The following is a 7011-nucleotide window of genomic DNA, read 5'->3' as shown; positions in this document are numbered from 1 at the left end:
CCCGCCGTCGAGGTCGGCTGGCGGCTGTGCCGGTCTGCCTGGGGCCACGGGTTCGCCACCGAAGCCGGCCGGCAGGCGCTGACGGCCGGTTTCTCCGAGTTCGGGCTGGCTGAGATCGTCAGCTTCACCGCAACCGGCAATGCCGCATCCAGGGCGGTGATGCGGCGGCTGGGGATGAGCCGGGATCCGGCCGGGGACTTCGACCATCCGGCGCTGCCGCCCGGACACCGGTTGCGCCGCCACGTGTTCTACCGGCTCAGCCGGGAGGCATTCCTCGCCCCGACCGACTTCGCCCCGGCCGACTTCGCCCCGGCCGACTTCGCCCCGGCCGGCACCGGAGCCCGGGCCGGCACCGGAGCCCCGGCCGGCACCGGAACACCGGCCGGCAGCAGAACACCGCCCGGCACCGGAACACCGCCCGGCACAATGACGGTCATGGCAGTGCACTCCAGGCACCTGGGCATCTGGATCGATCAACCGGCGGCCGAGGTCTATGACTACGTCCGTCAGCCGGTGAACCTGGCGCAGTGGGCGGCCGGGCTGGGCAGCTCCATCGAGCTGATCGACGGGCAGTGGGTCGCGCAGTCACCGCTGGGCCCGGTGGTGGTCGAGATGGCTGGACCCAACCCGTACGGGGTGGTGGACCACCGGGTGACCCTGGCCAGCGGCGTGAGTTTCTACAACCCGATGCGGGTGATCGGAGACGGCGACGGCTGCGAGCTGGTCTTCACGCTGCGCCGGCAGCCCGGCATGAGCGATGCCGACTTCGACCGGGATGCCGACGCGGTGGCCGCCGACCTCAGAACGCTGAAGGGGCTGCTCGAATCGCGCTGAATCCCCGTAGCTGACCTGAGCGATCCCGAATTGGATCGTGGGAACCGGTCAGTCGCCGGCCAGTTCGTCCGCCGAGGCCTTGGCGGCCTCGACGTCGGTCGTTGCGCCTTCGGACTCGCGCTCGAAGACGTCGCTGTGCTTGAGGTCGCTGGCGGTCTGGCTCGCCACCTGCCGGACCATCTCCTCATCGCTGAGACCTTCGCCGGCCGGGCGCGTGTTCGACTCGTCGCTCATCTGCCTACTTCCCTCTCGGTGGTCCTTATTCGAGGCTAACGAACTTCGAGGCTAACGAACTTCGAGGCTAACGAATGGGTGCCTCAGTGCAGCTTGGACTGCCAGTCCGCGGGCACCCGACCGGCCGGGCCGGGGGCGGGTTGGTCGATCGGATGGTGCTCCGGCGGCGCCAGCGGCGGCCCGTGGCGCAGCTGCTCGTCGCGGTAGTCGTAGTACCAGTTCTCGCCCGGCTCGAAGCTGGTGATCAGCGGGTGGCCGGTGGTTCTGGCATGCGAAGTGGCGTGCTGGGACGGTGAGGTGTCACAGCAGCCGATGTGGCCGCATTGCGCGCAGCGGCGCAGGTGGAACCACCAACCCTGATCGCGCTCGCAGTCCTGGCAGCCAGTGCCGCTGGGCGGAACGTTCGGGTCGATACCGGGCTCAGTCATCCGAGGTGCTCTTTCCCTGACGCGTCAGTGCTCGCTCTATCAGAGTAGGCGTCCAGCGGCCCCGGGTCGTCGTGACTGCCAGCCGATCACGGGTCTTCAGCGGTGGCATCGTGGGCTGCGCCGACCAGCTTGGACTCCGGCGATCCCCGCTGCCGAAGGTAGATCGCGAAGGCAGCCATCGATGCCACCGCCAGGAACTCCGACTGCCAGTTCTGCAACGTGCGGTTCCAGAAATCGGCGGAGGTCACGTAGCCGGCCCAGCTCATCGCATCCTGGTCGCGCTCCAGCAGCTGGCCGTTGAACGCCGCCCGGCCGGCGATCGACTGTGCCAGCAGGGACAGCAGGAAGAAGAACGTCATGATGGCGCCCAGGGACCGCCCGTAGAGCGCGGTTCGCAACCCACCCGCCCGCGCCCAAGCAGGTGAGTCCGGTTCGGCGTAGCGGCCGATCTTCTGCTCCTCGTCGCTGCCGGTACCGATCTCGTCAAGCTTCTTGGACTCGCTGGAGCCGCGCTGCACCAGCCAGGTCGTGGCAACGATGTAGAGGGCGAACTGCAGGTATTCCGACTGCCAGTTCTCGGCGATGTCGACCGCGAAGCTGGACGACAGCACGTACTCGGCGAGGCTGAGCGTCGCGCCGCCGGTCGCCCGCTGCTCGCCGTTGAGCTCCGCCACGCCGGAGAACGCCTGCCCGATCACGGCGCCCAGGAGCAAGCCCAGGAACGCCAGCGTGAGCCCGTTCTCCTTGAGGTACCGGCTCAGCCGGCTCACCGGTGCAACGCTCCGATCACCATGACATAGCTGAGGCCCAGCAAGACGAAGATGACCACACCGAAGAACATGGTTTTCATCGTTCAGCCCTCAACGTCGCACTTGTACGCCGCACCTGGTTGCGATTGGCAACCGGCCGCTCGGACCTGCCAGCCATCGGGCAGCTCTCGCAGGAAGACGGTGTCGCTGCCGAGCTTCACCTGCGCGGCATCACCCCAGATCTGGACGTGGCGCACCTCGGCACCGTTCTCCTCGACGTTGAGTACCGCAACCGCACACGCCACGTCGGTAGCCCCGGACACCGATTCCTCGGCCTCGGAGGTCAGCAGCTCGCACGCGTCGGCCCCGTTGCGGTCCTCGATCGCGGTGACGAAGTCGACGGCGACCCGTTGGACCTCAGAGCGCTGGGTGCTGTCCGTGCATCCGGTGAGGCCACCCGCCAGCACGATCACTGCCAGGGCCAGTGGCACGCCAGGGCCTCTCACACATCACTCCATCGGGTCGGTTCAGGCAGCTTTGCCACAAGTGCACACCGGCACGGCCCGTCATGAATCGCGACACGCCGGAGGAAGGTGCCGCCAGCTCCTAGCGCGCCAGCCGCAGGTGCTGTGGCCGCCGTGGTGGGCGTGGCGCCGGCTGGCATTCGAGCAATTCGACTCCGGCCGGCAGGTCGAGTTCACCGGTCTGGATCACGTCTGCCGCGATGGCGACGATCTTGCGATGCGCGCGTTGACTGGTCCGCCGCAGCAGGTCGAAGGCCTGCTCGCTGGTCAGCTGATGCCTGGCCATCAGGATGCCCATGGCGGCACCGATCTCGCGGTTGCTCTCCAGTGCCCGGTGCAGGTTGTTCGCCTTGGCGACCAGCTGTTCCCGTTGCACCAGCGCGCTCGCGCGCTCCACCAGCAGGTGAGCGATGAGTACATGGGCCGAGGTGGGACGTAGTCCGTGAAAGCTCATCGTCAACAGCCCGCGGTAGGGAAGCTGTCCCTCGGCGATCACGGGGTTGATGGGTACCGCCACGGTGTCCTCACCGAGCACCCCAGAGGCGAGGTCGGCGGCGGACAGATTCGCTGGGCACCCGTTCTCCAGGCCGGGCCACTGCTCGCAGCCGTCGCTGCCGGCCACCCGGAAGCTGAGGTGACTCGGTTGCTGACCGGCGGCGCTGATCCAGACGGTGCTGGCATCGCAGAGGAGCGGCACCACCACTCGGGTCAGGCTCTTGTAGACCACCACCGGATCGGGAGCCGGGGTCAGCTTGCGCATCAGCGCGGACAGCTCTGCCGAGCACGAGGTGACCGCCGGGCGGGCGGACACGGAAAGCAGTTCGGTGAGAGGAGTCGACAGTACTGGCATGGTTACCTCCGGCCTGGTCAGCTCTCGGGCGCAGATCGCTCATCTCAGCGCTGAGCGCCAGGGCTATCCGGTTCGAACCCGGGGCTAGCATAGAGCACCGCGAGTGAGTGCGCACTTAAATAGTGACAATGTATGGTAACGCGTTAACGGCATCAATCCAATGATTTCGTCAATACTGATCCCGGGACCCGCACGGCAGATGATTGCTAACCCAACGACCTGGCAATGGGTCAGGACGGACCAGCCGGAATCGAGGAGTAATAGCCGAACATAAGGTGCCGTGGCGGCCTTGGCCGCAGTGTCGAGTTCGAGTGCCGCCGCCCTGTTCCACCACTTCGCCGCCCTGTTCCACCACTTCGCAGTTGCCGGACGCGCGGATATCGAGCACGCAGCCGGTGGTTCCAGGGGGCGGGAGGAGGTATGGCAGGCCGCTTACCGCCGGATTGAATACTTTCGGGTTGAACCGGCTCGTTCTAAAATAGTGTTTTCCGTCCTCAATTACTGTCGGGCGTCGGCGCATTGCCCTTAGCCGCCGTTCATGAGTGGATTATGAGTGGATTAGAGCACCGCTCTTCTTTCTTGCCGGTGCTCGCCGGCGGCGGCATAGTGAAATGGTGATGCAGACCAGCGCGCGGGCCAGGGTCCGCGACGAGCTCACCCGCGAGATCAAGGAAGCCGCTCGGCGCCAGCTCGCCCAGCAGGGCTCTGCCGGGTTGTCGCTTCGGGCGGTGGCCCGGGAGCTGGGCATGGTGTCCTCGGCGATGTACCGGTATTTCCCCAGCCGGGACGACCTGCTGGCCGCGCTGATCCTCGACGCCCATGACGCGGTGGCTAGCGCCGCCGTAGCGGCCGGGACCTCCGTCCGGCACCGGAACCTGCTGGGCCGGTGGCTGGCGGTCGCCAGCGCCACCCGCGCCTGGGCGCTGGCGCATCCTCAGGAGTATCAGTTGATCTTCAGCAGCCGGCCCGGCTACCACGCGCCGGCCGGCATGAACGGTCCTGCCGGCCGGATCCCGCTGCTGGTGATCGAGCTCGTCACCGATGCGGTCGAGGCCGGTCGGGGCCCGGCGGCCGATGAGCGTCCCATCCCGCGCGCCGTCCGCGCCGATCTGAAGTCCCTGCGCGGCAGCGTGGCGCCGGCCCTGTCCGAGCAGCAGCTCGCCGCCACGGTGCTGGCCTGGACGGAGCTCATCGCCAGCATCAGCTCCGAATTGTTCGGCCACCTGCACAACGTCATCTCCGACTATCCGGCCTACTTCGACTACCAGATGCACGGTGTGGGCCAGCGGCTCGGCCTGACCTGACCGGCTCGGGCAGGCCGTCCCAGCCGGGGGCGCCGGTCGCGGCAAAGCGTGCCAGCCAGGCATACTGCTTGTGCCGGCCCGGTCCGCAACCACGTGGCAGCTGCCGGCCAGAGCGATCTTCGAGGCACCTAGCTGATGATCCTGAAAGAGCCCACTGAAGCCATCGCCCAGACCTACCTGGACTCCGCCGGCGCCGAGCACAGCATCGACCCGGTGACCGTCGGGCGGCTGCGCCAGACGCTGGGCGTCCCGCCGGCCGGCGCCACGGACGCCGGGCCGATGGTGGCCCGCCCGGGCCAGCCGGTGCCGGTGCGCGGACGGCTGCTGCTGGAGGGCGGCGGCACGCTGGAGATCGACGGCGCCGTTCCCGAGGACTGCCCGCTGGGCTACCACACCGTTGTGGCACCGGCCGGTCAGCGACGGCGGCTGATCGTCGGGCCCGGCCGCTGTCACCTGCCCGACCAGCGCGCCTGGGGCTGGACCGTCCAGCTCTATGCCGTCCGGTCCCGGTCGAGCTGGGGGATCGGGGATCTCGGCGACCTCCGGACGCTGACCCGGTGGGCGGCCGAGCAGGGAGCCGGCTTCGTCCTGGTGAACCCGCTGCACGCGGTAGCCCCCACCTTTCCGCAGCAGGCCAGCCCGTACTTTCCGACCAGCCGGGCATTCCGCAATCCGATCTACCTGCGGGTCGAGGACGTGCCGGGAGCTGACCGGGTGGACCTGAGCGACTTCCAGCGGGCCGGCCGGGCAGCCACGGCCGGTTCGCTCATCGACCGGGACACCGTGTGGCGCATCAAGCGCTCGGCGCTGCACCGGGTGTTCTCCCAGGCCCGCCAGGACGACAGCTTCGCAGCCTGGCGGTCCGGTCAGGCACAGGCCCTGCAGCGGTTCGCGACCTGGTGCGCGCTGGCCGAGCAGCACGGCTCCAACTGGCGTGAATGGCCGGCCGAACTGCACGACCCGGACGGCGCGGCGGTCCTGCGGTTCGCGGACGAGGCGGCCGCGGCGGTGACCTTTCACGCCTGGCTGCAATGGCTGCTCACCCTTCAACTCGCCGACCTCACGCCGGGCGTGGCGGTCATCCAGGACCTGCCCATCGGCGTGGACCCCCACGGTGCCGACGCCTGGGCCTGGCAGGACGTGATGGCCGAGGGCGTCTCGGTGGGCGCACCGCCGGATCCGTTCAACCTCAGCGGGCAGGACTGGGGGCTGCACCCGTTCGTACCGTGGCGATTGCGGCAGGCCGACTACCAGCCCTTCATCGAGGCGATCCGTTCCACGCTGGCAGAGCACGGCGGGCTGCGCATCGATCACGTCATGGGGCTGCTCAGGCTGTGGTGGATCCCGAAGGGCAGCCCGCCGACGGAGGGCGGCTACGTCCATTACCCGGTGCACGACCTGCTCGAGATCGTGGCGCTGGAGAGCTACCGGTTCCAGGCGGTGGTGGTCGGAGAGGATCTCGGGACGGTGGCGCCGGGGCTGCGCGAGGAGATGGCGGCTCGCAACATCCTGTCCTACCGGTTGTTGTGGTTCGAGGAGGAACCGCCCGCGGACTGGCCGGTCACGGCGCTCGCCGCGGTGACCACCCATGACCTGCCGACCGTCGCCGGGCTGTGGACCGGAACCGATCTCGCCGATCAGCGCGCCGGTGGCCTGGACGCCGACGCGGCCAGCACCGAGCAACTGCGTGATCACCTGGCCGAGGTGACCGCGGTCCCCGCCACTGCCAGTGCCCGGCAGGTGGTTGAGGCGGCCTACCAGGCGCTGGCCCGGGCACCGTCACGGCTGCTGGCCGCCACCCTGGAGGACGCGGCGGTCGTCGAGCTCAGGCCGAACCTGCCGGGCACCACCCGGCAGCAGAACTGGTCCTTGCCGCTGCCGGTCGGGCTGGAAGACCTGCTGGTCGCGCCCGAGCCGGCGGCCCTGGCGCGGACGCTGGAGCAGGCCTGCCGGGGGAGCGCCACCGCGCCGGCGGCTTCCGCGCAACCGCCGGTGCGGGTAAGGCCCGGCAGTGCGGTCGGCGATGCCCGGCTGAGAGCAGGCAGCTGATGACCCGGGCGGCGCACACCACTGGGGCGAAGGAGGGGA

The 7011-nt window shown here is 69.0% G+C and carries 8 protein-coding genes; 3 read left to right on the top strand and 5 right to left on the bottom strand.

Annotation, left to right across the window (positions count from 1 at the left end; genetic code table 11):
• The coding region (locus VF542_RS01340; protein WP_408649905.1) for a GNAT family N-acetyltransferase at positions 1-834 on the top strand (834 nt) is incomplete at its 5' end.
• A gap of 48 nt (positions 835-882) precedes the next feature.
• Here the strand turns inward: VF542_RS01340 and VF542_RS01335 are convergent.
• The 5 genes from VF542_RS01335 to VF542_RS01315 all read right to left on the bottom strand — a co-directional run bounded on the left by VF542_RS01335 (position 883) and on the right by VF542_RS01315 (position 3619).
• Positions 883-1068, bottom strand: a complete 186-nt coding sequence (locus VF542_RS01335) for a hypothetical protein (protein WP_408649904.1) — start codon at positions 1066-1068, stop codon at positions 883-885.
• 83 nt (positions 1069-1151) lie between these two features.
• Positions 1152-1496, bottom strand: coding sequence for a UBP-type zinc finger domain-containing protein (locus VF542_RS01330; RefSeq protein ID WP_408649903.1), 345 nt, complete (start codon positions 1494-1496; stop codon positions 1152-1154).
• An 86-nt stretch (positions 1497-1582) separates the two neighbouring features.
• A complete protein-coding gene (locus VF542_RS01325) occupies positions 1583-2257 on the bottom strand; it encodes a DUF6766 family protein (RefSeq protein WP_408649908.1) in 675 nt (224 codons plus the stop codon).
• Between the two features lie 92 nt (positions 2258-2349).
• The gene (locus VF542_RS01320; RefSeq protein WP_408649902.1) at positions 2350-2751 is read right to left on the bottom strand and encodes a hypothetical protein; all 402 of its coding nucleotides are present in this window, start codon (positions 2749-2751) and stop codon (positions 2350-2352) included.
• 100 nt (positions 2752-2851) lie between these two features.
• Positions 2852-3619: an ANTAR domain-containing protein gene (locus VF542_RS01315; protein WP_408649901.1), complete on the bottom strand. Its 768-nt coding sequence runs from the start codon at positions 3617-3619 to the stop codon at positions 2852-2854.
• A gap of 617 nt (positions 3620-4236) precedes the next feature.
• Between VF542_RS01315 and VF542_RS01310 the strand changes: the two genes are divergently transcribed.
• Together VF542_RS01310 and malQ are read left to right on the top strand one after the other, a co-directional pair.
• On the top strand, positions 4237-4923 hold the full coding sequence (locus VF542_RS01310; RefSeq protein WP_408649900.1) for a TetR/AcrR family transcriptional regulator: 687 nt from the start codon (positions 4237-4239) through the stop codon (positions 4921-4923).
• Positions 4924-5058: 135 nt separating this feature from the next.
• Positions 5059-6972, top strand: coding sequence for a 4-alpha-glucanotransferase (gene malQ / locus VF542_RS01305; protein ID WP_408649899.1), 1914 nt, complete (start codon positions 5059-5061; stop codon positions 6970-6972).
• Positions 6973-7011 lie beyond the last annotated feature (39 nt).

It is taken from the genome of Jatrophihabitans sp. (genome assembly GCF_036389215.1).
GTDB lineage: Bacteria > Actinomycetota > Actinomycetes > Mycobacteriales > Jatrophihabitantaceae > Jatrophihabitans_A.
Note: the sequence above shows the minus strand (reverse complement) of the source record. Positions and strands in the feature narration are given on the sequence as shown.

What these genes read in the sequence shown, in the direction of transcription:
- malQ (WP_408649899.1), top strand. Translation starts at nt 5,059, where the DNA reads ATGATCCTGAAAGAGCCCACTGAAGCCATCGCCCAGACCTACCTGGAC.
- VF542_RS01335 (WP_408649904.1), bottom strand. Translation starts at nt 1,068, where the DNA reads ATGAGCGACGAGTCGAACACGCGCCCGGCCGGCGAAGGTCTCAGCGAT.
- VF542_RS01330 (WP_408649903.1), bottom strand. Translation starts at nt 1,496, where the DNA reads ATGACTGAGCCCGGTATCGACCCGAACGTTCCGCCCAGCGGCACTGGC.
- VF542_RS01315 (WP_408649901.1), bottom strand. Translation starts at nt 3,619, where the DNA reads ATGCCAGTACTGTCGACTCCTCTCACCGAACTGCTTTCCGTGTCCGCC.
- VF542_RS01310 (WP_408649900.1), top strand. Translation starts at nt 4,237, where the DNA reads ATGCAGACCAGCGCGCGGGCCAGGGTCCGCGACGAGCTCACCCGCGAG.